Annotated in this window: 14 protein-coding genes; 4 read left to right on the top strand and 10 right to left on the bottom strand. The window is 69.0% G+C overall.

Annotated features, from left to right (window positions below):
• Positions 1–199: 199 nt before the first annotated feature.
• Genes AB0D32_RS12675 through AB0D32_RS12665 form a run of 3 tightly spaced genes read right to left on the bottom strand, consistent with a single transcriptional unit; the run spans position 200 to position 7,256 of the window.
• Positions 200–2,887 carry an RNaseH domain-containing protein gene (locus AB0D32_RS12675; protein ID WP_357088527.1) on the bottom strand — a complete coding sequence of 896 codons (2,688 nt, stop codon included), beginning with the start codon at positions 2,885–2,887 and terminating at the stop codon, positions 200–202.
• Positions 2,884–6,219, bottom strand: a complete 3,336-nt coding sequence (locus AB0D32_RS12670; RefSeq protein WP_357088524.1) for a hypothetical protein — start codon at positions 6,217–6,219, stop codon at positions 2,884–2,886. Before AB0D32_RS12670 ends, AB0D32_RS12675 begins: the two co-directional genes overlap by 4 nt.
• Positions 6,216–7,256, bottom strand: a complete 1,041-nt coding sequence (locus AB0D32_RS12665; RefSeq protein ID WP_357088520.1) for a hypothetical protein — start codon at positions 7,254–7,256, stop codon at positions 6,216–6,218. The genes AB0D32_RS12670 and AB0D32_RS12665 overlap by 4 nt, the downstream gene beginning before the upstream one ends.
• Before the next feature lie 380 nt (positions 7,257–7,636).
• Here AB0D32_RS12665 and AB0D32_RS12660 point away from each other — a divergent pair, with 380 nt between their 5' ends.
• The 4 genes from AB0D32_RS12660 (at position 7,637) to AB0D32_RS12645 (ending at position 16,037) form a co-directional block, all read left to right on the top strand.
• Positions 7,637–8,299, top strand: a complete 663-nt coding sequence (locus AB0D32_RS12660) for a hypothetical protein (RefSeq protein WP_357088518.1) — start codon at positions 7,637–7,639, stop codon at positions 8,297–8,299.
• A 24-nt stretch (positions 8,300–8,323) separates the two neighbouring features.
• The gene (locus tag AB0D32_RS12655; protein WP_357088515.1) at positions 8,324–13,657 is read left to right on the top strand and encodes a DUF3883 domain-containing protein; all 5,334 of its coding nucleotides are present in this window, start codon (positions 8,324–8,326) and stop codon (positions 13,655–13,657) included.
• 297 nt (positions 13,658–13,954) lie between these two features.
• On the top strand, positions 13,955–14,908 hold the full coding sequence (locus AB0D32_RS12650) for a hypothetical protein (protein WP_357088512.1): 954 nt from the start codon (positions 13,955–13,957) through the stop codon (positions 14,906–14,908).
• 112 nt (positions 14,909–15,020) lie between these two features.
• Positions 15,021–16,037 (top strand): hypothetical protein, encoded by a 1,017-nt coding sequence (locus tag AB0D32_RS12645; protein WP_357088509.1) that lies wholly within the window; start codon positions 15,021–15,023, stop codon positions 16,035–16,037.
• On the opposite strand, the gene AB0D32_RS12640 is transcribed toward AB0D32_RS12645, so the two are convergent.
• From AB0D32_RS12640 to AB0D32_RS12610, 7 genes are all read right to left on the bottom strand, one after another.
• Positions 16,034–17,134, bottom strand: a complete 1,101-nt coding sequence (locus tag AB0D32_RS12640; protein ID WP_357088506.1) for a hypothetical protein — start codon at positions 17,132–17,134, stop codon at positions 16,034–16,036. The genes AB0D32_RS12645 and AB0D32_RS12640 overlap by 4 nt on opposite strands.
• Before the next feature lie 9 nt (positions 17,135–17,143).
• Entirely contained in the window at positions 17,144–18,292 is a 1,149-nt protein-coding gene (locus AB0D32_RS12635) for a hypothetical protein (RefSeq protein WP_357088497.1), read from the bottom strand.
• A gap of 379 nt (positions 18,293–18,671) precedes the next feature.
• Complete coding sequence (locus AB0D32_RS12630; protein WP_357088494.1) at positions 18,672–20,030, bottom strand: hypothetical protein; 1,359 nt, start codon at positions 20,028–20,030, stop codon at positions 18,672–18,674.
• Positions 20,031–20,203: 173 nt separating this feature from the next.
• Complete coding sequence (locus tag AB0D32_RS12625; protein ID WP_357088491.1) at positions 20,204–20,899, bottom strand: HEPN domain-containing protein; 696 nt, start codon at positions 20,897–20,899, stop codon at positions 20,204–20,206.
• Positions 20,900–21,638: 739 nt separating this feature from the next.
• On the bottom strand, positions 21,639–23,897 hold the full coding sequence (locus tag AB0D32_RS12620; protein ID WP_357088488.1) for a CHAT domain-containing protein: 2,259 nt from the start codon (positions 23,895–23,897) through the stop codon (positions 21,639–21,641).
• 16 nt (positions 23,898–23,913) lie between these two features.
• Positions 23,914–24,243, bottom strand: coding sequence for a hypothetical protein (locus AB0D32_RS12615; RefSeq protein WP_357088485.1), 330 nt, complete (start codon positions 24,241–24,243; stop codon positions 23,914–23,916).
• Between the two features lie 3 nt (positions 24,244–24,246).
• Complete coding sequence (locus AB0D32_RS12610) at positions 24,247–25,710, bottom strand: tetratricopeptide repeat protein (RefSeq protein ID WP_357088482.1); 1,464 nt, start codon at positions 25,708–25,710, stop codon at positions 24,247–24,249.
• Positions 25,711–26,215: the final 505 nt, after the last annotated feature.

Genomic DNA, 26,215 nt, shown 5'->3' with positions numbered 1-26,215 from the left:
CACAACGCGATCGAGTAGCACGGTGACCGAAGGGAGGCCAGTGGGCTGAATACCCTGCTGGGTCGCTAATGCCACGAGAACACCCGCACCACACCAGCACCGCTGGTCCCGGCCACCAAGACACCGCGTTCAAGACCGGGGCAAGCGCCCGCCCCTACCTGCCAAGCTGCACCTGCGCAAGATCCTCGCTGCTCGGGCCTCACAGATACTCGTCTGCCAGGGAGCAGAGGTGCAGGACACCCGGGTACTTGGTGGCTTGGTCGGTATGGGCATGGGCTCGGCGTAGCAGCGATACCAGGGTGGCGAGGGCTGCCGGATCGTCGTCGGGCCGTTGGTGGGCGACGCAGATCTCCAGGGGCACTGGGTTCGACGCCTGCACCGAGAAGTTGGTGAGGACGTCGGGGTCGAGCTTGGTGCGGCCGTGCGGGGTTTGCATCTGGTCGGACTTTGGGTTCACGGAGTAGTAGATGCGCTCGCTGGCGCGGAACAGTCCGCTGACCCTGGGGTGGTGCTTGTCGAGGTCGTTGGCGAAGCCGCGGGGGACTTCCATGGTGCTGGAGCGGTCTCGGATGCGGACGATGCGCAGGCCCGGTGTCTTGTCCGGTCCGATGGTCTCGGGGAGGTCGGCGTCGTCTTCGATGTCAGCGCCGGGCAGGATCAGCTGGTCGGGGCGCAGGTGCTTGTCCTGCATCCAGTCCCAGCCCCAGTTCCGGAATCCGGCAGCTCTGACCATGACGATGCGGTCATGGGTTGCCGAATCGGCGGCGCCGCCGATGCCTAGGACGTTGACGAGGAAGCCGGCCAGGATCTGCTTCTGCTGCCTGCCGGGGCCGATGCGTCCTTTGCCGTCGGCAAGGAGAGCGGGTAGGTCGGCGTAGGGGACCGTGTGGGAGGGACTGCCCTCCGCGCCGGGGAGATAGGCGGTTGCGGTGCCGTCTGGTTGTTGGCGGATGACGATCGGGATGCAGGTGGGACCGTCGTGGTGTAGCCAGATCCCGACCTGCTCGATGTCGGGCAGTCCGACGGGCATCTGGTAGGGGCCGAAACGGCCGAGCTGGCGAAGGCAGTCGTTGATGGCGGACGCCACCCGCAGGATGGTGCCGGCCCCGAACCGGGTGCCGGGGTAGGGCTCGGGCTTCTTCCGTTTGGCGTTCTCGGGCCAGGTCCTCGGCTCGGTGAACAGCTGGGCTGGCCGCAGGCACTGCAGGCGCCGGTTGGTGCGGGCGAAGGCCCTCTTCAGGCCGGGTTTCGGGTCGATGAGCCTGGCTCGTTGGTAGAAGGCAGCGTCCTGCAGTTCGACGATGGCCCCCAGGCGGTCGGTGCTCCTGCCGAGAACATCCCTTGCGAGCCGGTTGGTGTGCAGCTGGAGCATGGCGTCGTTGGTCTTCTTCTTGTCCGGGTCGGGTTGGACGCCGACGCCGACCTCGGCACCGTTGCGCAGGCGAACGGTGATGTTGAGGTCGCCGGTGAAGCGGACCACGATGTTGTCGGCCGGGTCGGACTCGCGTGCGAGGCCGAAGTGGTGCTCCAGGGTCGCAAGTACGGCCTCGCGAGTGATGTCGCTCTGCGTCCACAGCTCGATGGTGTACGTGGTGTTCGGGTCGAACGCGGCTTTGATCTTGCGGGTGGCGCGGGAGCCGACACGCTCGAGGTCGGGCAGCGGCCGGATCCCGCGCCGGGTGAGGAGGCTGCGCAGCCTGTCGTGGACGTCGACGTGGTCTCCTGGGACCAGGCCTGTGTTGGCGGCGTGGGCGAGCGTCTTGGCTCGTCTGGTTTCGTTGCCGTCGGCGTCCACGCTGGATGCGGCGTCGGCGTCCGCCGCCTGGCTTTTGGTGCCTTCGCTGTACAGGAAGTAGGCGCGGATGGCCCGTTCGGCGAGCACGTCGGCGGCTGCCGCCGGGTCGGCGAGGGTCTTGTGCGGGTCGGGGAACGAGAGTTGGGTGAGCTTCGCGAGGGCGCGGGCCAGGCCGGGGCTCCACTGCCACTGCCAGCCTCCGCCGGGGATCCGCATCTGGCGTGCCAGCGCGGACAGCAGGGTGTGGGGTTCGTCGTCGCGGCCGAGGAAGCCTTGGGGCCCGTGGAGCCAGATGGTGGCCGAGGTGGGGCCTTTGCCGCGCGACGGCACGTAGGCCACGGGCATGAGGGGGAAGCGGCTGATGCTGACGTCGGCGTGGATGCGCGGTACTGGGAAGTTGGGTGCCGTTTCCAGGTGAAAGTCGATCTTGGCGGTGACGAGTCCGGGGCCGGCACGGTCGTCGTCGGTTCGCTGGGGCGGCCAGAGGACGGCGCTGCGCCGGCCGTCGCTTCTCGGTGGCCCGAGGATGAAGTCGCGCCGGGCCTTGCCGAGCAGGTCGAGTTTCTTGTCGACGACCTCTTTGGCGAGGAACGAGGGCAGCATCTGGTAGACGTGCGGGGCCACCGCGGCGGTGCCGTTGGCGCGGACGGCGTATTCGAGGAGATTGAAGCAGCGGCGGTCGAAGACGAGGTCAGCCGGCTTGAGCATCTGGTACCAGTCGACCTGGTCGGTGATCTCGGTGGTGGCCCAGCTGGCGATCGCGTCGGTGACCACGTACGTGTCGATGCCGGGGAATGCGACGATGAAGTCGTCCGACCTCAGGTCCCAGTTGATGTACATGATCGCCGGGTCGATGCCGCAGAGGAGCTCTTTGAGGCTGCTGGTGGGCAGCGAGTGGCCAGGCCGGCCGAACGGCCTCGTGCGCCATTGCTTGTCGAGTTCGGTGAACCAGGTGGCGGGCATCGCCGCGACGTCGCACTCCACGTCCCAGCGGGTGCCTGGCTCGATGTCGAACGCGAGCAGCCGCAGGTGGTCGCCGGTGGTCCTGCGGGGCGGCTTGGCCGTGTTCTCGCTGGTCTCGGTGTCGGTCACCGGCGGGTCCTCCTCGATCCCAGGGGCTCGTTGGTGCGGACCAGGTGGCCCATCAGGCCCCACACGGCGGTGTTGACGGCGTGCTCTCGCAGGCGGTGCTGGCTCGCGCCGTCAACGGGCGTGGCCAGCAGTTGTCCAAGGTACTGGTCGGTGGCCACGACGATGCTGGTACGCGCCGTGTCCGCGGTTTTCTCCTCGGGGTCGGCGAGTCGTTCGGCGAAGGCCGCGTCGCACAGCAGCACGGTGGTCGGCTGGTTGCCCCGGATGCTGCGTCCGATGGTCTGGCTCATGGGGACGAGGTTGTTGGCGACGAAGACGCGCCGGTCCTGCGGGTCGAGGGCGCGGAACTGGATGGGGCGGCCGATGGCGTCGAACCAGACCTTGCGAGCAGTGGAGCGGAGCTGCTTCACGAGGCTGCCGACTTCGCCGGGGGCGGCGGCTGGCGGCCGTTGGAGGTGGTCCATGGCCAGTTGGCTCACCAGTGACAGGGGGAAGGCCAGGTCGAAGGGCGGCGGGTGGGAGCGGGTCAGGTAGATGACGGCGCCGAGGGCGGCGGTGTCGTTGGCGTTGAGGATGTTGTAGCCGCGCTGGATCGACATCTCGGCGGCGACGAGGATCTCTTCCTCGCCGGTGCCGAAGCGCCCGACGAGACGGCGTTGGATGCCGCCGACGCCGGGGTCGGCGGCGTCGGGTACGACGATCCGCGCGCTGAGCTGGGGCACTCGGGCGTTGATGTGGTCGCCGACGGTACGTGCCTCGTCGCCGGACAAGACCACGAACAGGATCTTGCGCCGGTCTTCGGGCAGCTTCGCCCGCAGTTCGTCGACGACGCTGCGCGTCCGGCCGTCGACGGGCTGGCACAGCGCGGTGACCAGCAGACGCAGGGCGTCGTGTCGCCGGCTGCCGGTCTTGCCGGAAACGAAGATCGGGTCAGCGCCGCTCCTCTGCGACTTGACTGCCATGTGGGATTGGCGCAGGGCATCCTCGTCCTCGGGGGGCGGGCGCAGCACGGCGGTGGGCTCGATGGGGATGTGGTAGAACGACGAGCCGGGCGCCCAGCTGGTGGCGGAGGTCAGCACCACGTGGGGGCCCTGCACGCCCTCGCAGGCGAGGAGGTCGTGCGCGTGGTGCAGCAGCCACCGGCCGACACCGTGGACCCACAGCAGTTGCAGCGACGCTCCGCCGTTGCGGCTGTCGGCCCACCGCAGGGCGAGGATGTTGCCCATCGGTGCCTCTGGGACGAGCGGCCGGTAGTCGCGGGGCGGCTGGTCGGCCCAGAAGGTCTCCTCGTCGGGCAGTTGCAGGTGCTCCCGCACCGATGGGTACATCGTCGTCATCGCGAAGAACGTCGTGGTGATGCGGCCGGCGCAGATCGCCGCCTCGACGACCAGGCGTAGCAGGCCGCGACGCTGGTCGAACCATTCGCGGCGCACGAGCCCTGCGTCGATGTTCGGCTGCAGCCACCGGTCGAGCCAGTCGTCGATGGCCAGCGCTACCGCGGCGTTCGTCCGCGGCTGGCGGGTCACCTGGGCGACGACGTCGTCGAGACTGTGCGGCTGCTCGCTCAGCGGGCTCTCCGCGAACTCCTGCAGCTCCTGACGGTAGAAGTCGTCGGCGAGGTCTTCGACGCGCTTGTCCCCGTCACCGCGCGAGGGCAGCCCGAACAGGGTCCGGGCAACGCGGCGCAACAGTGAGTGCGCCGTGAACGGCGCGTCGCCGAGCAACTCCTTCAGCCGCTGCCCGGACGGCGACAGGGCCAGCCGGTTCAGCACGAAGACCGCATTCTGGTGGATCTGCAGCTGCGTGTGCCAGCGGTCGACCTCGTCATCGGCCGCCGGGGCCATGCTCTGGTTGTCCAGGGCAGCGTTGGTGTACTGGACCATCCGGTGCGTCCAGCCCTTGCCCGCGGCCACCAAGGGCTCGGTCTGCACGAACCGTGAGTCCAGCACCTGCTGGACCGCGTCCGCCTCGTCGATGACGAGCAGGTCGGTGTGCGGCTGGAAGGCCTCGAACCAGCGCATGGACGCGTCAGCGGGTTCCGCGCGGCTGGCGATGAGGCACTGCGCGGTGGTGACCCAGACCTGCGCGTTGGCAATCTCGCGGTGAGCCTTCTGCGCTGGGCAGATCGACAGCAACGGGCAGTCGTAGGTGGCCAGCTCGTCTGCCTCAGCGTCGCGGAGCTTGCCGTGGCACGGGAACTCGTTCGGCTCCAGCGGCTTCCAGTCGGGGTTGGCCGAGCGCCGGAAGGGTTCCAGCAGGCAGGAGGCGTTGGCGTAGGCGGCAGCCGGGTCGGCAGGGTTGTCGTCGTCGGGCACGAGAACGGGGGATTCTTCGATCGCGGAGCGCCAGTACCGTGCAGCGTGCTCGGCTCGGTTGCTGCGCCCGATCAGGGGTACGGCGTCGATGCCGATCGACCGGAGGAAGGACACCTTGGCGTAGACGTCACCGACCGAGCCCAGGACCATCCCGACCCTGTTGCCGTGCTTCAGCACCCGGTTGACCGCCAACACGTCGGTGAGGGTGGTCTTGCCCGAGTTCATGAGCCCGACGATGTGGGAGACGCCGTCGAGGACAAACGTCTCGGGTCCGTCGACCAGGCCGGGGCCGTTGCGGTCGACGGAGCTGAAGCGCATGTTCTCCGTCAGGCGCTTGTGCCAGTTCCGGTTGGTGATGTGGGGCTTGCCGACGAGCCTTCGGTCGATCTCCTTCGCCGTCTCCAGCAGTTCCTTCTCGAACGACACCGTCCAGGGTTCCCGAAGCCGGCGGGGCACGAGGGGAAGCCGCGCGACGGGCGGGGCCGGCGGCAGCGTCGACGGCAGGTGCACCACCTCGACGCCGTCTCCGGTGCGGAACTCGTACCGCCGCCCGACCGGTGCCGGTGGCCGTGGCGGGGTCAGCCTGTATTGCAGCGGATCGGCCAGCGCCGCGTCGTACGTCGCCACGCGGTCCTGGCACAACGCCGAGCCCGCGACGTTGAACACCGTGTTGTCGTTGACCTGCCCGTCCGCGGCGTCCGTGCGGGCGAAGCGCCGCCATTCCTGCGGCACCCGCAGGTAGTGGTTGAGCAGCCTGCGCCAGTAGCCGCGCCGGGCCACGTCACCCATGCGGTGCCGCACCCGCCGGCACGCCGCCACCAGCTCGGGCGGTAGGTCGGCGTACCCGGACAGCAGCGGCTGCAGCGCCCCCACCGGCTCGCCCGGGAAGTGCTTCGTCAGGAAGTGCAGCCCCAGCTCGACCCGGCAGAACGCGTCCCGAGCCATCACTGCCTCCGGGAACTGCTCCCGGCGCATCTGCTTCATCAAGCTGTCGCGCCACGACGAGGTCTCTCTCACGCGGCCAACTCCTTCACCCGCTCCTTGACCCGAGCCACCAGCTGGTTCTCGTCGATCACGCGCACGCCCGCGACCCGCCCGTCGAGTTCGGCCTCCAGGTCGCTGATGTAGCCCGGCTGCACCGCCCGGTGAGCTGGAAGCGCCAGGTACCGCCGGTCGCACGCCGGTGCCTGCGGCCAGGTGAAGCCCCGGCCCAACAGCCGCGCGCTGACCTGGTCCTTCGCGTCCACGCCCCAGGTCTCGGCAACCTCCGGCACGCCACTCGCGCCTGGGCGCAGGAACTCGATCAACACGTCCAGCGCGTCGACTCCCGGGTACGGCGTGACCCTGACCACCGGCGCCAGCGAGTCGACCGACAGCGCGTCGATGATCCGCGCCTCCACCAGGCCCGGATCATGGATGTACTTGCGGGTCGCCCGGTGCTGCTCGTAGACCACTACCGTCGGCACAGCCGTCCACGTCTCCGGTGAACCCCCGGGGCAACCCGCGGTCGCGCAGCACGCCGATGGATCGGCCAGCACGTTGCGGCACGAAGGACACAGGAGGTACTCCTGCGGCTCCCGGGCGGGCCTCGAGTGGTAGGCGAGGCTGATCAGCCGGTGGACGTACGTCTGTCCGCTGTTGTTCGTCGCCGGGAAACGCCGCTCAAGGCCACGGACCTCCCGGTCGGCGACGACCGCGTGATCGATGAGGTAGCGCCGCAGCACCGCGTACGCCTCCCCGATCTCCTCGTCCGAGGAGCCGTTCGTGGCCGCGGCTTCCCGCAGTGCCAGGTGCACCTGGTTCTCGGTCCACTCGGCCTCCACGTCGTGCCGCGCGAGCCGAGAGCCCTGCACCGCGAACTCGGTCAGGTCACCGTCGGCAAGCAGACTGTTCTGCAGGTCAGTGATCGACAGGTCGAGCTGCACGGGCCACGTCGCCAGCGGCTGCGCACAGAGCTCCAACAGGGGGAGGTCGCTGTCGAGCGGCTGCAGACCCTGGTCGGCGAAACGCCACCACAGACGCGAGAAGCCCACCCGCCACGGGGCCGGCAACAACCCCGCCTCCTTCGCCGACCCGCCCGCCGCCTGTCTCCTCCGCTGAACGATGTCCGCCAGTCCAGCGGACAACATCATCACCGTCAGGTAATCGTCATCCGGGGTCCGAACCCGTCCGAGATGCCCGCCAACGATTGGCGCCTGAGCATGAACGTCCATTGGAGCCGTTCCTCACAGCTAAAGTCCGACCCGGTTCTCCCCGTGCAAGGGGCGGCTCCAGTAGACACCCCGCCCCTGACACTCTCGGGGCCCACACGCCCGCGGCTTCCCGTTCGGCCGCCCTCGACGGCATCGGGAAACCTCAGGCCGTTCGACGGCTGGCTCCATGTCGGACCCTGCTGGTTCACTTGGCCGCAGGTGACTGACGAAAGAGGCGTGGAGTGACCAATCAGCCGGACGAACCGTGGCGGCAGCACCCGAGCCTGCTGCGGGTGGCCGCGTGGATCCCGGCCGTCGACGAGAATCTGCAGCGGTGGGAGGAACTCGAGCAGATTGCGGTGCAGTGGATCGAGGAGCAGGCTGCCGCCGACGGGGTGACCCCGGTGGTGTTCTACAACGCGGCGAAGGCGCACGGGGGCCCTGGCCCGGTCCACCGACTGGCGAACCGCTACCGGTTCAGCTACCCGCTCGACCGAAGCCGGCCACGTGGCGCTGTGGTGGCGTTCCACCCGGACGCCCGGTCGCTGCGCCAGGCGGCTGGCCTGGCGCGCGGGTCGGCGCTGGTGGTCCTGGAGAGTGCGATGACCCCGCTGGCCGGATGGGCTGCCGGGAGCCGGGCAGAGAATCTGTCCGGGGTGTATCCGCAGGTGCCGGCGCTGGATCCCGAGGCGCAGAAGGCCCTCGACCGGGCCGTGTTCTTCGGCGGGCGCAACAACTGGACCGGAAGTCACGAGCGTGAGCACGCCCGCAAGGTATTGGACGCCGTGCTGCGCGGCGGGCTGATCGACGTCGACACTGCCGTGGGGTATGCCCTGGCACATGCCGGGGTCTCGGAGGTGGGCGCGAAGAACCTCCGCAGCAGCCTGGAACGCAAGAGGCGGTAGTTCCATCCCGGGGAGACAGAGCAGATGAAAGGTACCGAGCCGGCTTCACGCGCCGAGGCCGACGCGCAGCTGCGTGACGGGGCCGCGCGCCTCGTCCGGGCCCAGCTGATGACCCGGGAGGATCAGGACTTCGCGCGCAGCCAGAAGAGCATGATCGGCCAGACGATGCGGGAGTACGGCGGCCGCTTCCTGTTCGAGCTGATCCAGAACGGGTACGACGCGCAGCCGCCGGACGCCGGCAGCGGGCGCATCGCGGTGGTGCTGGCGCGCGGCGAGGGCACACACGGCACTCTCTACGTCGCCAACACTGGACGCGGGTTTACCGGCAGCAACGCCCGGCGGATCCGCTCACTCGGGCTGAGCGACAAGCCGATCGGCGAGGGCATCGGCAACAAGGGTGTCGGCTTCAAGAGCGTGCTCCAGATATGCGCGACTCCGGAGGTCTACAGCACTCTGGACAACGGAGATCCGGGGTTTTGCTTCCGGTTTGCTACCGAGGACGACGTGCCAGGGCTGGTTGGCGCAGATCCGGTGCTCACCCGGCAGATCATCGACGAGGTTTCGCTCTACAGCATCACGTTGCCGGCCGAGGGAACGCCCGCTCGGGTGGCCACGCTCTGGGCTGACGGCTATGCCACCGTGGTGCGGCTGCCGCTCGACGAGGGCGCCGTCGATGCGGTGGCCGAGCGCCTCGACGAGCTCGAAGCGTCAGAGGTGCCGCTCATGCTGTTCCTGAAGCGGCTGGAAAGTGTCACGGTCCGGAGAGAGGACGGTTCCGCCAGCGAAGAGCGGGTGCTGACCCGGGTACGCAGCAGCGCGCCGGTGGTGGCCGGTGACTTCACCTGCGACCTTGTGACGTTGGACGAGGACGGCACATATCTGGTGCTGTCTCGGCGGGTCGATCCGGCCGCCTACCGGCGCGCGGTGCAGGAGGCGATCGACCGGCGTCAGCTCGACCCCAGGTATGCCGAGTCGACGGCGGCGGTCGAAGTCTCGGTCGCGGTGCCGTACGGGGCTGCGGACGCGCACGTCGGCCGGTGTTACACCTTCCTGCCGATGGGCCGTAAGGCGCCGTCGCCGTTCGCGGGGCACCTCAACGCGCCTTTCTTCACCGACCTGTCCCGCACGGACATCGACGAGACGAACCCGCTGAACCGGCTGCTGCTCACCTCGGCGGCAGAACTCTGCCTCCACACGGCCGAGGCGCTCACCGGCTGGCCGGACAACGCCACCCCCACCGCTGTACTCGATCTTTTGTGCTGGGACGACGACCGTCTAGGGTTGCTCACCTCTCGCGCCGAGGAGCAGGGCCGACCGCTGGGCAAACGTCCACTGCTGCCCGCACAGGCGCCCGGCCGCTGGCTCACACCAGCCGCGGCGTGGCGCTGGCCCGTACCCGACACAGGCATGCTGACCGCAGCGCTCGCGACAGCAGCCAGCGGCGCCGAGTTCCTGCGGGAACTGCCGACGCGCCGGCAGGCGCGGCTGAGGAGCCTGCTGTCGCGGCTCGGACTTGACGTGACGCCAGAGCCGGAACGTCTGGCCGGCTGGGTTGAGCAGATGATGGCGGTGATGCAGCGCGACCCCCGCCCGATCAGCGACTGGGACCAGGCCTACGCAGACATCGCGCGCCTCTTCGAGAAGGCGCCCGAGGCGTTGCGGGCGCGGCGCATTCTGCTGACCGACTCGGACGAGCTAGCGCCCTGCGCCGGCCGGCGGACCGGCGAGACATCTGCGAGCCGGGAGGCCGCGCCGTTCTTCCCGCCGACGACCCAGCGGATCGCCGACGAGGACGACGTCGACCCCGGCGCCGACCTGTCGCTGCCGGCAAGCCTGTCCAACCGGCTGTTCTACCTGCACGGCGATCTGACTTGGCACGTCAACCGGCAACAGACCCCGGCTCGTAAGTTCCTGCAGGAGAACCGGCTCGTGCGCGGCTTCGAGACGCGGGGCATCCTCGAACACATCCGTGCCGTGCTTGCCGACAGCCGCGCGCAGCGGGTCGCCCGGGACGCGCTGACGTTCATCTTCAACCTGAGCCGCAGCGGTGCCCGCATCAAGACCGACCTAGCCGCCTTGGGCCTGCGACTGCCGACTGCGAACGGCGCTTGGCTGGTCGCCGAGGACTGTCTGTTCTCGTCCGACTGGCCGGGTACCACCGGCAAGGAACTGTCCGAGATTGCGGCCACCCCAGAGGACCGGTCGGCCGAGCTGTACTCGCTCGCGGGCCGGTTGCTGGCATCTCCGGCGCAGGTTATGCGAGCCGGCGACCGCGTCACCGACTGGGTGGTTTTCCTGCGGCGCATCGGCGTACGCGAGGTGCTTCCGCTCTCATCGGTACGCGACAGCCGCGAGATCAACGGCCGTGAGCTGACCCGTGATCGGCTCACGACTGTGCGCGGGCTGCCCGATCCGGTCCGCGACCAGTGGGCGAACGCCCTGCCGACCGCATCGCTCGCGTGGTCACCAAAGACCCCCTATGTGGCTAAAAGCCCGCTCTGGTGGATGCCGGGACAGGCCGACTGGGAACGGCTGACCGACCGAGTGCGCCAGCACCTGGCGCGGCAGATCCTGCGCGGACTCAAGGGCACCTGGCCGGCCGACGCCCTGGCAACCGTCTGGGAACGCGACCGGCTCGGCGACAAGAACCCGCAACAGCGATGCACGCCGCTCGGCGCGTTCCTACGTACGGTGGCCTGGATGCCGACACAACGACCCGGCCAGAGCGGCGGGGCATTCGCGAGGCCGGCCGACTGCTGGATGTTCCCGGTTCGCAGTGACGACTTGCCGCCGCGGTTCGCGACGCTGCTCACCAAGCCGATGCGGGACCTGCTCGACGACGACACGATGGCGCTGCGGTGGCTGACCGAGCTGGGTCTGGGCGTGTGGGGCCGGGGCGGCGATGCCCCGCGCCTGGTGCGCCACCTGGGCACGCTCTTTCACACCGGCGCGGTTACCGAGATGCACGCGGCACAGTTCCACAACACGTACCGGGCGGCGTGGGCGGCCTGTGCCAGCCGTGGCACCGAGGCTGAGCCGTTCCCGCCGGACACCCAGGGCTACCTCGTTGTCAACATCGGCGGCTCGTCAACAGCCCTGCCGCTCGAGCCGGCCGGTGGCGACCAGCAACCGCCCGACGTGGTAGTCGCATCGCGGGAGGACGAGCAGAGCCTGCTCCGGCTGATGGCCGACTTCGGGTGGCGGGTCCTCGAGGTGGACGCGCACCCCGAGACGGTGACCGCCATCTTGCGCCGCCGCCTCGGCGACCGAGTTTCACGCGCCAGCGGCGTCACGCCGGTCGTGCTGCTCGACGGCGACGAGTTCAGCCCGCCGGCCGTCGCCGGCGCCCGCCCGATCGTCGGCATCCTGCCGTGGCTGCCGCTGTTCGTGGCGACGCTGCTCGAACACCAACGCAGCCAGTTCAGCCGCCTCGGCCAGCGGGCATTCGACGATGCTCTCGACGTGTTGCGGCGAGTGCGGATCACCTTCGCTGACACAGTCGAGGTACGTCTCGGCGAGGAAACACGGCGGATCCCGGACCGGCTGCACGGGGTGCTGCCGGTACCGCACGCCGAGCATCCGACCCTGATCGTCGAGGGTGCGGAGACGGAGCTGAACTGGGACATGCTGGAGGCGATGGCAGAGCCGCTGTCATACCTCATCGGCCGGCGGGACTACGGCCGCACACTCCGGTGGGCCGCGGAGCGGACCAAGCGGGTCGGCGTCCCGGTCACCCAGCTCGGCGACGACGACGTCGCCGAGATATGCGACGTCACGGCCGAGGACGTCCGGACGACGGCGCGGCGCATCCAGTCCTCGCTGCGACCCGTACTACATCGGCTCTATCCCGTCGTCGCTCATTACCTGGACGGCGAGGCGGCCGCGCCCTTCGACCCCGACTCGCCGTCGGTGGAAAGTGAGCAGGAGGTCCGAGACCGGCTCACTGCCCTAGCCGACAGGCTCGAGCACGACCCGGACAAGCTGTTCGTCGCCGCGCTCGACGCACCGACACTCGCGGCGCTCCAGCAACAGCTGAAGCTCCCGGTACGCGAACTCAACGCCACCCTGTCCGGCATCGGCGGGCGCTATCCGCTCATCGACTACGGCGCGCAGCACTCCGAGGACTTCGCCGACCACGTACGCCGCCATCGCGACTCCCTTCTCGACCGGCTGCGCTGGCATCGGTGGGACCGCTTCGCGGCCGTCGAGCCCCAGCCGGACTGGCCCCAACTCCGGCGCGTTGAGTTGCTCAGCCCGGACCCGGAATGGGGCACCACAGTCGACGTGCTTGCGACCGATCTCATAGCGGCGCGCGTCGAGGAGGAACTCGCCGCGCGGTTGGGCGAACGGCCGCCGATCAGCGGCCCACCCCTCCTGCGGCAAAGCGACTGCGCGAAGGCCAACGCCGAGCTGGTCGATACCGCCGCCGGCAGGCTGGCCAAGCTCGTACGCGCCTGGCTCGATCGGCACAGCCGGCCGGTCCCCGCGCCGTGGACGGACGAGGCGTCGGTGGGCCCTGCGCTGCGTGCAGCGCTCGACTCGGCCGGCGCGCTCGACTTCGCCGTGCTGACGCTTCCGGACGTACTGCGCTGGCTGCAAACGCTCGGCGTCTGGCCGGCGGACATGCAGGCGACCGACGATGCTGACGCGCTCGGTCTTACCCCCGACGACCTCGACCGACAGAAGGCGGAGGAGCGGCAGCAACGCGCCGAACGGGCGCGGCAGCGGCGGACCGTGAACATCGACGACAAACCGTTCGATCTAGATGACGGCTTCGCCTCGCTACGCGCGGCTCTCGACGTTTCACTGGACCAGGCGCCCGATTTCCTGACGACACCACGCAGGTTCACTGGCCTTCAGGAAATCGACGGCCGGCCGGGCCAGGGCGGCCGGGGCGGCGGCGGTGGCTTCGGCGGCGGGTTCGCGTCCGAGCTGTCGAGCCTGCAGAAGCTGGGTGTAGGGTTCGCCGGCGAGTGGTTCGCGTATCGATGGCTGGAGCGGCATTACGGGGTCGGCTTCACCCCGGAGTGCTGGGTGTCGAGGTACCGCGAGCAGGTCTTCCCCGGCGCTGGTGACGACAACCTGGGCTGGGACTTCGAAATCCCCGCTCGGCGCGGCAGCCGGTACTACGAGGTCAAGACCACGCTCGGCGAGGGCGGCCGCATCGAGCTAGGCGAGACCCAGGTGATCGCGGCGCAGGAGAACGCTCGTAACCAGCGATGGCGGCTCCTCGTGATCACCAACGTCATGAACGAGAACCGCCGCATCCACATGCTGCCGAACCCATTTCACCCCGCAAGCCGCGGCCGCTACCACTTCGCTGGCCACGGCCTACGCCTGGAGTACCGCTGGTCGTGACCATCGGCATCTGCACGGGCACCCCTAAACTTCGTTGTCGCGTAGAGTTGCCGAACGGCTTCGGCTCGTGTGACCGAACGCTTCTTAACCACGCCGCCCTGCAGTAGCGGAGCCCGACATAGGCCGATGATGCCGAAGGGCTGAGACCTCCGCCAGCGGCGCCTCTCACGCCTCTTCCACGCGCTCACGCATGAGCCGGTCGTTCTTGCCACCCTTCCCGCCGCAGGCTGCCTGCCGGTCACTGACCAGGCCGTGTTGGAAGCCGCGCTGGTGTGCCCTCCTGCCGAGGAGTGTCCGATGTATGTGTTCCGCCCCGACCTCGAGCCGTTGCCGTCGAAACGGTGGCTGGCCCGCCGTTTCCCATACCGCGAGGAGCTGATCGCCGACCTGCGGCAACGCACCCACCGCTCCCCTGCGCCGATCACCGTGTGCCCGCCGAATCCGCGACACTTCGGCCGCGCTATCGAGAAGACCTTCGCACTCGACCTGTGCGACACCCCGCCCTACCCGCACCTGTTCGCGAGCCTGCCCGAGACCGGACGCCGGACCCTCCTCACCACGGCCGGATACCGGCCCGACCAGCCGGGAGGTGACGCGGCGTGGCGCAGGACCAACTCTGCCGTGCCAGGGGCTCGCCTGCTCACGGTGGGCAGCGTGCTCAGCATCCTCGAACAAGCCCTGCGACAGCTTCCCGTCACCACGCCGGACGAGGCCCATGCCACGTTGCAAGGTCCACTGCGGGATCGCCGCACCATCGCCGTCTGCGCGGCCGCGACCCGTGCCGCCCGACCAGCATTTGCCGCCTTCTGGGCCAGCTACCTCAGCGGATTCCGCGCTGCGCTGCGCAGCTACGGCCCCGCAACCGCCGGGCCCGCGCTACTCGATGGCCTCAGGGTCGCCGACATGCTCGCCGGCGCCACGATCGTGGAACTCAAGACCGGCCACCTCATCGAGACCCACCAGTTCGAGGGTCTCATCGACCAAGTCCTGACCTACGCGCTGCTCGCCGCCGTCAGCGGCTACCAGGTCGCGGCGGTCGCGGTGTACCTGGCCCGCTACCACGTGCTTGCCCGCTACCCGATTGATGCACTCACCGCTGAGCTGGCCGGTGGACCTGTCGACACCACCGAAGCTGGCAACCACCTCGCCGCCCTCATCCGGGCCGAGCATCATCAGCCGCCGCAGCCCGATCGCCACGGCGGCCTAACGGTCCCAATCGGCGGTGAGGCGGGAGCTCATCATCACGCATAGGGCGACCGCGTGGGTCCGCCCGCTTCCTTATCTGCCTGCCTTACGTAGAGGGCGTCGCGGAGCAGCCGCCAGCCTCCTTCGTCGTCGCGAGCAGCTGTGCAAGCATCGTTGCATGGATGCCCTGCCCGGCTCCACGATGCCGCCCGCCTCAGTGCAGGGGTTGTTGGACCTGCTCGAGGAGGCCGAGGGGTCTGTGCAGGTTCTTGACCCGCCGGAGCCGGTGAGGGCGGCGTGGCGTCGGCTGATCCATGCGGTGCGCTTTGGCGGGCACGTGCCCAAGGGCTGGCATCTGGTTCACCGCGGCCGCGACACCGGTGATCTAGTGATCGAGCTACGGCGGGGCCGCCACCCGAGCAAGCAGTATCAGCGGGCAAGTCACTCATCGGTGCCGGTCTCCGAGCTCCTGGTGAATCCTCATCCGGTCATCGACCGGTTGCGTGAGCAGCCCAGCCGCCTACCGGAGTCCGACGAGAACCGCTCCCGGACGCTGTTGCTCCTGCAGGCGCTATGCCTGGAGGCAGAGAAGCGGGAATGGGCCGTCAGGTCCAGTACGGAGGCGCTGCTGAGCGTGGTCGTCGACGATCAGCCTCTCGAGGTGCGGGTACGGGAGGAGAAGGGAGCTCGCTGGACGCTGCGCCTGGTGCTCACAGTCACCGATGCAGACACCGGCGTGGCCGAGTGGAAGGACTACGCCCGCAAGCGCCTTGAGGGCGAGCTGCCCGCCATCCTGACGGACCTGCGCCAGCGTGGCCGGCGGCTACGTGACCGTCGCGAAGCTGCCACGCGGGCCGAGCAGTTGCGGCTGCGGCAGGAACGCGACCGGGTGGTGACGGCGCACCGTGACCAGATGCTGCGGCAGCAGGTGGCTGCGTGGCTGCTGGCCGAGGACATCCGCTCCTACTGGGCAGATCTCGTCACCGCTGGCATGCGGATCGACGACCCGTGGCTGGCGTGGGCACACACCTATGCCGATGACCTTGACCCGCTGGCCGACCCGCCCGGAATCCCGAGCGATCCACCACCATCGGCGGCCGTGCGGACACCGAGACAGCAGCACGCCGAGAGAACTGCTTCTGCGGCGCCGCCCGATCAGCCGTGGCATCCGAACCGCCGCTGGTACCACGGCTAGTAGTACCAGTGCCCCGCCGGCAGGTACGGCCGCAGGTCATCCCGCTCGGGTTTCGGCGTCGTCGGCATGCCCTCCCGGCTGAGCCGGGGATCCACGCGGTCGGCATGCTGCAGGATCCACGTCGCCCAGGCCCGCACCTCCTGCGCACGGTCCGGCTCCAAGTCGTCAGCGACCGCCGATAGCGCTGCCGCGTAGGCGCGGGCGTCGTCGGCGAACTGCCGCTCGCCGATGCGCGCCTGGATGGTCTTGCGGCGGTGGTCCTCGGTGAACTGGCGTCGAGCCTCGGCTTCCCGCCGCTCCCGTTCCCGTCGGCGCTGCTGTTCGCGGCGTTCCTCGGCCTCGCGGCGCGCGATCAGGAGGTCGGCCCACCGCTCGATATGGGTAAAGATCTCGCCGAGTTGCCTGTGCAGGGGTTTGTCGGGGGTGTCGGTCCAGGTGTCGTAGCCGCGGCGCCGCGCCGGGTGCACTTCCTTGATCGTCAGCTGCAGCGGCTTGCCGCGCTCCCCGTAGAGCTGGAGCGGGAACTCGTCCCGGTCGATGCGCAGGATCAGCTGGCCGCTGTCGTAGTGGTCCCGTCGGTTGTGCCGGAACAGCGGCTCGTACCCGCGGAACTCGGCCTCGGTAATGATGGCCTGCCAGATCTGGCGCATCCGCTGCACGGGCCGGCGCTTGTTGGGCATCAGGTAGGGCCGGTGCTGGTAGATCATCCGCTCGGGGTAGTCAAGCGCCTCGGTGAGATCCTGCACGATGCGGTGTGAGCGGCGCACCCTCGAGGGAACCGGGACGATCCGGCCGAGGAACTCCTGCGTGCGGGGCCGTGGACGCGGAGGCGGAACCCACTCCCGGGGTGGCTGATCCGGCGGCGCCAGCGCGGGCAACTCGACGCCCTGGCGGTCGACCTCCAGCAGCAGCAGCGACATGCCACCCGGTAACGACCAGGTGCGTAGCCGTTGCGGACCGGCTCGTAGGAGCCGCAGCTTGGCCACCTTCGCCGCGTGTTGCCACGCGGCCAGGGACTCCTCGTCCGAGCCCTCCAGTTTGAGCCGGCCGCCCGCCGAACTCACCCGGTCGAGCACCAGTTCCGGTGTCACCTCCACCGCCATCTCCTAGCGATCCAACCCGCTGTGCAAGGCGGCGTTCTCGCTGGGCCAGATCTCCCACCGGTTGCGGCTGCCGCGGCGAACCTCGGCCCCCGGATGCTCAGCACGGATGCGGCTGAGCTCCTCGACGACCTCGTCGATCGACTTGCCGGAGGAAATGACCGCCAAGGGCTGGGGCTTCGGCACGGCCGCAGGTTCAGGATGCTTCTGAGACGACGAAAGCATCTCGTGCAGACGGTGCAGCCGCGCCGACCAGCGTGGCCATGCAGGGCACGGACCACACCCCAGGAAGGCCGGGTCGCCACAGGTTGACCAGCCGTGCCAGCCGGCGGGCCGGAAGCATTCGGGGCACATGTCCTTCGCCTGGAGAGGCGTCATGGCTCGCAGGGCATCGAATCTGCGTCTGACCCGGTCAGCTTGCGCCCGAAGCTCCCGCCGCTGTGTCCGGTCAGCCGCCCCCACCTCGGCGGTGAGCCGGTCCACCTCTCCCCGAAGCCGCTGCACTTCGTCACACCGCCAGTAGATGAAGTCAGTCAACGCCAGCTCCCGCCGATGGGACGGCAGCCACCCGTTGACGTCCACGACCGTCTCAGGGTCACCCACCTTGTCCATCAGGGCAATGATGGTCGCTTCGGTTTCGGCGACGTCTGCGTCCAGCTTCGCGGTCTTCGCTGCTCGACGTCGCTCCTCCATACCGGGGAAGTGTGTCTTCTCCTGCAGCCCGGTCCGCTCGGCGAGCTGGGCCTTGAGGATTGACTGCTGCTCTACCAGCGCGAGGCGCGCCTGATGACGGTGCTCGTCGTACTCGGCTGCTCGTGCCCGCCGCTGCCGCTCCCGCTCAGCCCGCTCTGCCTCGTACTCCGCTTCCCAGGAGGCGAGCCACTCCTCAACCTCCTGTGGGGTCTTGTGCCGGAAGCCCGGCTCTGCGCGAGTCCACTGCCCCATCACCGCCGTCGCCGCCTTCAGGTCCGCGGCACGCTCGGCCTCTAGCCACTGGTTCCACCTGGCCTCGCGGTGTGCCTCGATGAACAGCGACCTCGCGACCTCGAACTCCGCCGCCGTCGCCTCGGCCCCAGGACAGGGCTTCCACAACAGCCCGTCGATCTCAACGACGACGGGCTCCTCAGCTTCGCGAGGGGGATCAGCGTTCGACATGTGCATCTCCTCGGCGAGCGAGCGTTGCTGTCGCGGCACATCAGGCAACGACCCTGCCGCCAATCGGCGACGGCCACCAGGTCTGACCCGGCATCCGGAAGCCAGCGGCATGCCGAACAGGACCTGGATGTCTTCGACCTAGAAGTCTGCAGGCGGGCCGCCCGCGACGCTTTTGGCCGGAGAAAGCGTGCGGGCTCGTCGTGCGCGATCAGAGTGTGCGGTGTGATGAGCGGTGCAACGCTCCTCTGTCGCGAGCGCGGGACCGAGGTTTGCGGAGGAGGTAGGGCGGCCTTCGTGCACCACAGTCCTGTGCACCAGCTGGCCCGAATGCCGCCTCACGCCCCCGTCCGCGCCCGCATGGACGGAACACGCCGGGTCGCTAGGCCATCGCCGCCTCAAGCTCGGTATAGCGGTAGTAGCTCTCGGCATCCTCCAGGGTCCGAACGTGTTCTAGGAAGCTGCGCCATTCCGCCTCACCGGCAGCGCCGAGGTGTGCGGTAGCGCGATGAAGGTCGACGGCGAGCTGCAGCATTTCGCCAGCAGTGCGGCACTGGGTGTTCGTTGCCCAGTTCGTCAGCGTCTGACCCAGGAGTTCGGCGTCGAGTAGAGGGCCATAGGGGACGACGGCCAGCCGGGTCAGGTGTTCGGCTTGCCGCCACCCGCCAGCCTCAGCGAGAAGCCGAGGTACGTGCCGGACGAAGTACCGGTGGGGCTTGCGCGCCATTACGGCCGCCCGGTTGCTCGACACGAGTCGCTCGAAGGCGTGCTCGATGTGGGTTAGGCGCTGGCGTGCTGGGTCGACCCGTACCAGGGCGAGTACGTCGGCGTGCGTTTCCGGCAATGCCTCGTGCCCGCTCGGGGCCAGGCCGTTGACGAGTTCGTCGAGGCGGTCGGCGAGTGGGTGGTTGAGCTGCTCCCAGAACACGTCGAGATCACCGAGCCGCGCGGTGGCCCTCAGTACCTGGGCGCCCGGCAGGGTGGCAAGGCTATCGAGGGACTTGGTGAGCATGTCGCGGACCAGGTCCCGGTCGGCCTCGGCGAAGGCGCGAAGGCACTGCGCCATGCGGTCAGCGAGCATTATCGGGTCGACGGGGGTCCCAGGGTCGGGCGGTAGCTCCCGGATCGCGTGCTTTACGGCTAGGTCGACGATCTTGCGTCGGGCAACGCGGCGGGTTCGATGCAGGAACGTGGCGGTCAGGTGGGTGGGGCTTGGGGAGAACAGCGGGTCGCACAGGTGCTGCTTGAATTCCTCGACGACCCGTCGGCCCTGGCTCGGCGGCTGAGTCAGCAACGCGTCCAGCGCCACCGCTAGGTGCGCCCGGGCGACCTCGGGCTGCGGGTCGTAGGCCTCCCCTAGGCTGCGCAGCGATGGGTGGGCGCACAGATGGCGGTCCTCACGCAATCGGGCGAGTTCCCGTTGGGTGATCGTGTCGATGAGTTCGAGCTGAACAGCGTGGTCGAGCAAGTCCCGCTCGACCTCCTGCATCGTCTTGACCGACGCGACCGTAAGCCCTGCGCTCTGGGCGTCTTCTACCTTCGTGCGGAACGCCCGCGCGTCGCCCTCGCCGTCGTCAGCTAGCCGCACGATTTTCTCGATGAGATCGGCGGCCACCGCAGCCCACGTCGCGACGATGCACGCGCGTGTCGTACCCGAGTTGTAGCAGCGCCATGCCTCACCCACCAGGGGCCGCACCTCGGGGTTCCACACCCGGTGAACCTGCTCCTCAATGTTTCGCATCGCCCCTCCGAGTCCCGTCCTGCGCGTCGCACATAGTTCCACGCTGACGACCGGCCTGAGGCGCCGCCCGCCGCTCCGTTCGGGCATGCGGAGACGCGTTGGCAGAACGCTGCCAACTTTCGCCGTTCCGCCGGCTGGCCCAAGCCGCGTCGATGGCCCTCGTTCCCCCGCAGCTACGCGTTGATGTGTCGTCTGATCAGGCCGCGGCCGGTCGTCTTGGCGAGAAACTCGTCGACCTGCTTCGCAGTGCACGAAGCGAGTCTCTGCACGAGGTCCAGAGAGTTGACCGCTTCCCGCTTATACACGCTCCCGGCAGGGGCTCGGCGGTGGGCGATCGAACCACGTAGCGCCACGAATTCGTCCAGCTTCCGGCATGCGGTATCGGGCTGGCAGCGGACCCACGACCAGCATTGGGTGATGTCCCCAATGCCGACGTTTTCGCGGAAGAAGGCTTTGACCTGCCGATGCTTCGGTGTGTTGAGCGATCGATCCTCGTCAGAAACCATCATGTCGGCGCGTAGCTTGAGCTGATCTTTCCAACCTCGTCCGGCGATGGACCAGATTGCGAGGTCGTCCTTCTCGGCGAGGAGACTCCTCTTCAACGTCTTTTTGATCTCGGCGGGCAGGTCAGCTGGGTCCTTCGTGCGGATCGCGATCTTGCGCAGCGCTTCCGAGGCAAGGTCCTCGCAGAACGCCTCCCACGACGCGCACGTCATGACGATCGCCGAGCGGGTAACGACCTGGATGTCGGTGCGGCGCCGGCCGGGCCCCGCGCCGGTCTCCGACGTGTGGAGGTCAATCAGACGCTGAATGTCCGGCACAGCCTCCTGGAGGAACGTGCGGTGCGCCTGCCCATACGCCAGCGTCATGGCCAACATTGTGCCGGTCAAGCACGGAAGTGCGGGACCCGGCGCAACCCCGTCTGACGGGGCGAGGCGCCTGCGTACCGGTCTCGTGTCCTACTCCTATGGCGCAACGCGTCAGGTCGCGCGGATGGGTGGCCGAGCCCGGCGCGAGGGGTGCTCGCATGCCGCACGCCAAGATCATCTACGCACGGTCCGCGCGTGCAGTGGGGCCAACTTGTTGTACGCGTTGGTGCACGCCTGCGGGCAGGGCGAAACCCACTGGAGGTGCGGTTCTTGTCTCTAGGGTATCCGTGGAAGCACCGCCCGAGCCCGCTGAAGGGCGCCAGTGGCCTGTCCCAATGAATGGGCCACTGGCGCCGAATCAGCAGGCCTACGCCGCCCTCGGAACCGTCCGTCCGCGCCGCCGTGTATCCGACTGGACACCTCGGCGTTGCCATCTGTTGCGCTCGATGAATGCCGCGGGGGTTGTCAAGCCCGAACGGCCAGACCTGAGCGGCCATCGCCCCCGTAGGGGTTCGGGCCGCGTGAGCGATGACTTCGAGCGCCTGGATCAGTCCACGGTCGTGGAACGCGTCGGCATCCCGGCCCAGGGTCAGAGTTCCACTGGCGAGAGCCGCGGCTTCAGCGAACCGGGACGTACTCAGCCACACCTGGGCCACCCGACGCCCTACCTCTCGGGCGATGACCGCCTCCCGACCAGCCACCGCTAGCCGGTGCACCTCCACCGCCCGGGCGAGGGAGGTCATGACGGGGTTCCGGGCTGGGGGCCGGTGATCCAGAGGGTGTGGAGGGATCGGGCGGCGGCGGCGCAGGCGGCGATGTATTCGTCGTCGGTGAGCAGGAGGCGGAGGAAGGGGCGCAGGATGTTGGAGACGTAGTAGCGGGGTTGGCGGGTTTCGGGGTCGGTGCCGGCTTCGAGGAGGCCGAGTTGGGTGGCGCGTTGCATGTGCCGGGCGGTGTCGGGGTGGTCGTGGATGGCGTGGACGGTCTCGCCGGGGACGGGCAGTTCGACCACGTTGAGTTTGGCGAGCATCCGCTGAAGCTCGGGGTCCTGGGAGCCGAGGAGTTTGGTGGCGAGGATGGTTTCGCGGAATCGGTCGGCTTCGTGTTCGATGGCGGCGATGAGGCCGTCGATGTCGAGGGTGGGGTCGGCGACGATCCGGTCGAGCCAGTCGAGCAGGCGCGGGTTGCCGGCAGCGGCCGCGATCGCGCGGTCCCGGATACCAGGGTCGAGGAGCGAGCCGTAGCGCAGGTTCGGCAGATTGGCGATCTTCTTGGCCTGCTCGACGTCGATGAGGGTTTCCAGTGCCTCGGCGGCGACGCGGGTGCCGGTGGGGGTGGGAAACCGGTAGCGGCTGGTGATGATGACCCGGCTCGGGCTGTCGGTCTCGCGGATGGCGGTGAGCAGGGCCGGAAGGATCTCGGCCATCGCGGCAGAGAGGATGTGGCCGCCGTCGCGTTCGTCGAGGTTGCCGTCCTCGAAGTCGTCGAACACGAACAAGCACGGGGTCTGGCCGAGCGGTCCGTCGATGTCGAGCAGGAATCGCAGCCGGACGGCCAAGGGAACCTGGTCGTTGCCCAGGACCTGGTCGGCCTCGGCCTGCTGCTCCAGCGCCGGGAACCGGACCTTGGTGGTGAGCTCCCGGAACTTGGTGAGGTCGACGCGGCCGAACCACACGGCGCGTTGGTGGGTGGGCATGCGCTCCAGCAGCCGGGAGGCGAGGCTGCTCTTGCCCAACCCTCCCATGCCGGACAGGACCAGGGCCTCGGCCCCGCCGGGCTCGTGCAGGGGCTGTCTGAGGGTCCGCAGGCAGCGTTGGATGACGCGGCGGCGGCCGACGAACGCGGCGCGGGCGGCGACCCGGGACAGCTGGGTCTGCGGATCCAGGAATTCCTGGTCGGCGGCCCGGACCTGGATCCGTGTCCGCCCTTTGGTGTTGAGGGGCGTGACCATCGGGGCGAGCGGGGAGCGGTCGGCGTAGACGCGCAGCAGGTGCCAGCTGCCGCGCTGGTTCGTGTACAGGTGCTGGCGGGCCTCGATGACAGCCTGGTCAAGCGCCTGGCCGCCGGCGAGAGCCCGGTAGAGTTCGGCGGCGAACTCGGTCGCGGAGACGTCGCCGACCGGCAGCGCCCAGCCCAGCACCGCGGGCGCCCCGGCGCGGACCAGGCTTTCGCTCATCGAGGGAAACGCGCCCCGGTCGGGGGCGTCGCCGGTGAGGCAGCCGGAGACGAAGACCAGCCGGGGCCAGTACCCGGCCATCGCCTGGGCGATCTGATCGGCGGTGGCGGTGGCGGACCTGCCGAACTCGTTCTCCACCACAAAGGTGGGCTGTCCCGTAGCGGTGGTCGCGTGGCCGCTCAGATGCACCACGTCGAAATAGCCCTTACCGTAGTCGCGGGCGAGGAACCGCAATCCTTCCAGGGTCCCGCTCTCCTCGACGACCAGATCGGTGCCGGTCCGCGAGGTCGCGGCCAGGATGGCCACCTCCTCCGCCTCATAGTTGAGCACCGGCTCGACACCCTCTGGGGAGGTCGCCATGAACAGCACACGCAGCGGCCGATTCCCCGGCGTGACGGGAGCCTGCAGGGCCGCGCCAGTGCCGACGGCCCGGACCGGCAGCAGCGGCGCGGGCCCGGCGACAGTCAGGAACGAGCCGTCCTGGCACAACAGCTCCCAGGGCAGATGCCGCAGTCGCTGCTCTGCGGTGATACGCAGGATGGCTCCGGGCGGCCGGTCCAGGATCGGGGTCAGCCATCGCTGATCACCGTCGACGAACGCGGCCAGTTTCGCGCCGAGATCCCGCAACCGCGGCGAGCCGTACACCCGCTGCGCGACCGCGTCCTGGCTGTAGTCACGCTCCACCAGGTCGATCAGCTGGTCGACGGCCGCCCGGTCCAGGCCACGGGTTCGCGGCACGCTCCCCTCTGCGGATAGGCGCACCTCGCAGTAGCTGGAGGTCTGCTCGAAGATCTCCAGCTCGAACGGGTTCAACTGGCTCACCGATCGTCTCCGGCCGTCAGCGCTGCGGCGTTTCGGCCTGCTGGAAGACGATCTCCAACCGCTGCTGACTGACGTCGGACAGGGTCAGCTGGGTACCGTCACCGAACAGTATCTTCACGGTCCCACCCTCCTGGCGCTTGGGATGCCACCACTCCCAGATGGTCTTGGCCGTGCCGACGCCGGAGAACACCAGCCCGATCACGGCGATCACGGTCGCAGCCGACCGGTCCACCTCGACCGGCGACACACGGTCACCGGCTTCGGCGTTCGCGGCCAGCACGGCGTGCAGATCCGCGGCCCACTGCGCGGCCTGCGCCCCTGAAACCTCAAGTGTGGCAGTACCCATTGCCTAGCCCTTCTGTTCCTGGAGGTGCATGAGAAACGCCCGCATCGCTTGCAGCGACGGATGTTCTGTCGCCTCGGCCAGCGCGACCGCCTGGCGCTGGATCTCGACGGCATCATCTGCGCGCGCCATCTGCGCGAGCAGCACAGCCATGTTGAAGCTCACCGTCGCTTCTTTACTGCGGTCGCCTACAGCGCGCACAAGGCCAAGGACCTCATGCAGCGCGTCCATCGCCCCCGTCAGATCACCCTGCTGAACCCTGATGCTCGTGATGTTGTTGAGGGTGCTGGCTTCGCCGTCGCGGTCTCCTATCTCCCGCTGGATGGGCAGGGCATGCTGGAAGTACGCCAGGGCCTGCTGCCCGTCCCCGAGCCTGGCGTACACGGCGCCGATGTTGTTGAGGGTGGTGGCTTCACCGGCGCGATCGCCGACCTCCCGCTGGATCGGCCTAGCCTGCTGGAAGTAGGCCAGGGCCTGCTGCCAGTCCCCGAGCCCGGCGTACACGTGGCCGATGTTGTTGAGGGTGGTGGCTTCGCCGGCGCGGTTGCCGACCTCCCGCTGGATAAGCAGGGCCTGCTGGTGATAGGCCAGGGCCCGCTGCCACTCCCCGAGCCCGGCGTACACGCCACCGATGTTGCTCAAGGTGGTGGCTTCGCCAGCGCGGTCGCCGACCTCCCGCCGAATGGGCAGCGCCTGCTCGAAGTAGGTCACGGCCTGCTGCCGATCCCCAAGCCCGGCGTACACCAAGCCGATGCTGCTGAGGGTGGTGGCTTCGCCAGCGCGGTTGCCGACCTCCCGTGTGATGGGCAGGGCCTGCTGGTAGTAGGCCAGGGCCTGCTGCCGGTCCCCAAGCCTGGCGTACACGGCGCCGATATTACTGAGGGCGGTGGCTTCATCGGCGCGATCGCCGACCTCCCGCTGGATCGGTCTAGCCTGCTGGAAGTAGGCCAGGGCCTGCTGCCAGTCCCCGAGCCCGTCGTAGACAAGGCCGATGTTGTTGAGGGTGGTGGCTTCGCCAGCGCGGTTGCCGACCTCCCGCGTGATGGGCAGGGCCCGCTCGAAGTAGGCCGCAGCCTGCTGCCGATCCCCAAGCCCGGCATACACCAGGCCGATATTGCTGAGGGCGGCGGCTTCATTGGCGCGGTCGCCAACGTTGCGGTACAGGGTCAGTGCCTGTTCGTAGTCGGCCAGCGCCAGCTGGGGCTGCCCAGTGGCGAACCGGGCCCAGCCGCGGTGGTAGAACGCGCCGGCATCCGGGCCCAGGGTCAGGGTCGCGCTGGCCAGCGCCGCAGCATCCGCGAACCGGGACATCCGCAGCCACACCCGAGCCACCCGATCCCCGACGTCCCGGGCGATGACCGGCTCCCGACCGGCCACCGCCAGCCGGTGCACCTCCACGGCCCGGGTGAAGATGACGGCGGGCTGGCCTCGATCGAGTGACTCCGGTCCCGCCAGCCCTGCATCGTTCATCAGGCCTAGCGCCCTCCCTGCCTCGGCTCTGCGATCGACGAACAGCTCTACTCCGTAACGCATCCACCCAAAAACGTCGAGGCGGCTCGGGGAACCGCGAACGCCGCAGCATCACCCGTAGCCATGCAGCCTGACACACCGGGTCACTATCGAACAACCGCAAACCAAACACACCGCCCAGCGCAGACGGCCCACAGCCACACACCGAACGGCCACCACATTCCAGACCTCGGACACGATGTGCGAGAACCCGGAATCAAGGTCTCGGTCCCGCGGCTCGGCATTGCACGAGCGACGCGGGCTGAACCAGTCCTGCGACGGCGAGGTCGTCGAGGTCGCACCCGGCGACACGTTCTGGACGCCGCCCGGAGGTGCCACTGGCGTGGCGTTGCCCCCGACCACTTCACGGCCCACCTCGCAGTCGGGGAAGCCGCAGCCGACGACAGCCCAGAAACCGACCTGATCGACCTGCGCGCTGGCGGGGCGCGACCGGCGTGGGAGCTCG

This window comes from Micromonospora sp. NPDC048170, assembly GCF_040652795.1.
Taxonomy (GTDB): domain Bacteria; phylum Actinomycetota; class Actinomycetes; order Mycobacteriales; family Micromonosporaceae; genus Micromonospora.
The sequence above is the reverse complement of the archived record's forward strand: the minus strand, read 5'-3'. Positions and strand labels throughout refer to the sequence as shown.

Coding starts and splice junctions, on each gene's coding strand:
- AB0D32_RS12655 (WP_357088515.1), top strand. CDS start 8,324: ATGAAAGGTACCGAGCCGGCTTCACGCGCCGAGGCCGACGCGCAGCTG.
- AB0D32_RS12650 (WP_357088512.1), top strand. CDS start 13,955: ATGTATGTGTTCCGCCCCGACCTCGAGCCGTTGCCGTCGAAACGGTGG.
- AB0D32_RS12645 (WP_357088509.1), top strand. CDS start 15,021: ATGGATGCCCTGCCCGGCTCCACGATGCCGCCCGCCTCAGTGCAGGGG.
- AB0D32_RS12635 (WP_357088497.1), bottom strand. CDS start 18,292: ATGTCGAACGCTGATCCCCCTCGCGAAGCTGAGGAGCCCGTCGTCGTT.
- AB0D32_RS12630 (WP_357088494.1), bottom strand. CDS start 20,030: ATGCGAAACATTGAGGAGCAGGTTCACCGGGTGTGGAACCCCGAGGTG.
- AB0D32_RS12625 (WP_357088491.1), bottom strand. CDS start 20,899: ATGACGCTGGCGTATGGGCAGGCGCACCGCACGTTCCTCCAGGAGGCT.
- AB0D32_RS12615 (WP_357088485.1), bottom strand. CDS start 24,243: ATGGGTACTGCCACACTTGAGGTTTCAGGGGCGCAGGCCGCGCAGTGG.
- AB0D32_RS12610 (WP_357088482.1), bottom strand. CDS start 25,710: ATGAACGATGCAGGGCTGGCGGGACCGGAGTCACTCGATCGAGGCCAG.